Annotated in this window: 1 protein-coding gene; it reads right to left on the reverse strand. The window is 67.1% G+C overall.

What is annotated here, in order from left to right; genetic code table 11:
* Window positions 1–3281, reverse strand: a 3281-nt coding sequence (locus DBR22_RS18430; RefSeq protein WP_108600203.1) for an FtsK/SpoIIIE domain-containing protein, incomplete at both ends; no start/stop codon positions are given.

Below are 3281 nucleotides of genomic sequence, written 5' to 3' on the forward strand. Positions count from 1 at the left end.
GCAAATCCGGGCTTCCCGCGGGGAGCATGTCCAGGTCCACCTGCTCCGGAAGCCGCTGGATTTTCGGTGCCTGCTCCAGGCCCTGGCGCAGCATGGCCTGGCTGAGCTTGTGGACCTCGCGGGCCTGCAGCGCCAGGTTGGAGTTGCCGCCCAGGACAGCCAGCTGGACCTCCAGGCCGCCCAACAGGCCACGGCCTGGCGGCGAGGAACTGTTGAGAACGTCCTTCGGGACGTCCAAGGACATGTAATCGTCCTCGGAGGAAAGCCGCAGCACCAGCCGGCGCTGGATGGAAGCGAGCAGCGACGCCGGGACGGAGTTGGGCCGGTCCCCGGTCACCACGAGGTGGATTCCGAGCGGACGGCCGTCGGTGGCGAGCTGAAGGAAGATGTCCCAGAGAGCAGACAGCCTGCTGTATTCGTAGGTCTCGCGGAAAGCGGACATGCCGTCAACGAGCACAAAGATGCGTTTCTCATCCGGACGGTCGGCGAGGGTCCGGTATTCGCCGATGGTTGACGCCCTGACGTCCGCGAACCGGGCAGACCGTTCCTCTGCCAGGTCCCGGAGCATACGCAGCAGCCGACCCACACGCTCGACGTCGTCGCCGCTCATGATCTCACCCACGTGCGGCAGGTCTTCGAGCATGCTCAGCCCCGAGGAACTGCAGTCGATCCCATAGATGTGGACCGGACCGCCGCGGGGAGTAACGGCGGCGGCAATCGCAATCCCCCGCAACGCCGCCGACTTGCCGGAACCGCCCGTGCCGTAGATGGCCATGTTGCCGTCTTTGTCCGGCTCGTAGAAGACCGTGGGCTGTTCCTGGCGGGCGGGGTCATCCGCCACACCCAGAAGCAGCCGTTCGTCGGTGCGGGGGTTGGGCAGCTTGGAGAAGTCGTAGGTTTTGGCGAGCTCGTCCAGCCACGGTTTGCGCGGCGGCCTGATGGCCAGGGAATCCGCAGCCCGCACGATGTTGGTGGTCATCCTGGCGATGTCGTTGGGGCCGGCGGGAGCTTCCTTGACCGGTTTCTCAGGGGCAGGTGCTTCCCAGCTGGGCCCGGAACCGAACGCCATTTCCACAATGTCGATCTGGGGACGCTGCGGCTTCTCCGTGGTCCAGCCGCCGGCGTAGCCGGTCTGGAATCCCTGGATGCGGCCGGGGCCGGTTTTTGCGGCGCCGCGGCCCGGGATGGTCGGATCGAAGTAGGCCGCGTCAGGCACTCCGAGGATGTCGGTGGCGTCGTCCTCGTCCGCCATGCGGAGGGCAACCCGGAGGTTGGTGTTGGCGCGCAGGCTGTCCTTGATGACGCCGGACGGGCGCTGCGTGGCCAGGATCAGGTGCAGCCCCAGGGACCGGCCGCGGGCGGCCACGTCCACGACTCCGTCCACGAATTCAGGTACTTCGGTGGCCAGTGCAGCGAACTCGTCCACCACGATGATCAGGTACGGCGGCGCCTCCGGATCGGCTTCGCGCTGGAGCGCCAGCAGGTCCTTTGCCTTCTTCCGGTTCAGCAGGTGTTCGCGGTAATGGAGTTCGGCGCGGAGGGATGTCAGGGCGCGGCGGACCAGGTGCTGGGACAGGTCGGTGACCAGTCCAACAGTGTGGGGCAGGTTCAGGCAATCGGCGAATGCCGCGCCGCCTTTGTAGTCGACAAAGAGGAAGCTCACCCTGTCGGGGCTGTAGGCGGCGGCCATGCCCATGACCCAGGACTGCAGGAACTCGGATTTGCCGGCGCCGGTGGTCCCGCCCACGAGTGCGTGCGGGCCCTCGTTCTTCAGGTCCAGGTAAAGGGGTTCAATGCCCTTGGACCCCACCAGGGCACGCAGGGTTCCGTTATCCTTCCGGTTGGGCACCGCGGAGGCGTGGACGGAGTTGTTCTCCTCCCAGCGTTCCGCGACAGCCTGGGGATTGTCCAGGAAGTCCTTGCCGATCAAGGTGGCGTACGAGACTGCGCGCGGCAGGTCGGAGTCGTCGCTGACGGGCTTGCCGACGTCGACCACCGGCGCCAGCATCCTGGCAAGCTGGGCGGCCAGTTCGGCGTCGAGGCTTTCACAGCTCACGGGATAGCTGTGGCGTCCCAGCCGGACCTGGCCCGTAGTGGTGCCGTTCTCGCCGTCCACCACCATAAAGTCCCGGCACGCTGCCGGGAGCGCCTGGATGTCGGTGGCAACCCACATCACGTGGACGCCGGAATCCGGCCCCCGTTCGGCGAGGCGGGTCAGCCTGCCACGGTCAACCGGGGCATCATCCTCGACGATGACCAGGACGGCCGGCAGCACTGGCGCCGGAAGCTCATCCTTGGCAGGGTTCAGGGCTGCCCTCGGTTCGGGGGCAGAACGCCCGGCCATCGCCTCCCTGGCGTCGAGCAGGTCCTCGAGCCTGGCCAGCAGGGTGGATCCGCCGGCGGAGCCGGCGGCAAGGTGGTCGCCGGCGAGGGGGCTGTGGCCGGAGCCAACGTGCGGCAGCCACTGCAGCCAGTCCCAGCGCTGCCGGGACTGGGCCGAGGTGATGGCAGTCACCACGGCCTCCGCCGGTGAGTGCAGTCCCACGAACTGCAGCACCATGCCGCGGGCGACGTCGTCCACCAGGCCGCGTGCCCCGGCAACCCCGAAGGACCCCGCGGCCCGCAGCTGGGAAACCACCGGGACGCCTTCGATGTCCCGGAACTGCTTCAGGCAGTCCTGGATCTCCCGCATGTACTCAACTTCGGTGTCGTTGCTGGCGGGTTCATCGAAGATTATGCGTGACGGGCTGGTACCGAGCCCGAACCGGAGGCCCAGGAAGCCGACGTGCTCGGGGCGGTGCGTCCACAGGAGCGGGCCCAGCTTGTAGATGGAATCCACGGTGTCGCTGACTGACGGGGCTTCCTGCAGGCGTACCGCGCGTTCCACATGCTGCAGTTCGGTGATGTCCTGGCGGAAAGCCGCCATGGATTCACGGAAGTGCTTGAGCTGTTCCTTCTGCTGGCGCCTGGTCTGCATCTTGTGGTCCACGTAGTGCCCCACGATGAACAGCGGCATCATCATCATGAAAACCACGGACAACACGTTCCGGGTGATGGCGAACATCACCCCGCCCATCAGGAGCGGGGCCATCAGCATCAGGTATGGGAAAGCCTGGTGGTCAGGCCTTTTGGGCCCGGCCGGCGGTACGCGCTTGGGCGCATCGAAGCGGGGAACCACCCGCGGGGAGCGGTTGAAATCGACAAGCGGCGACGTCGGCGCCGCCCCGTGGTTGCGCCCCAGCGGAACCACTGTGAGCGTGGTGTCCCCCAGGGTCACCGTG

The organism is Arthrobacter sp. HMWF013 (assembly GCF_003061105.1).
In the GTDB taxonomy this organism is placed as follows: domain Bacteria; phylum Actinomycetota; class Actinomycetes; order Actinomycetales; family Micrococcaceae; genus Arthrobacter.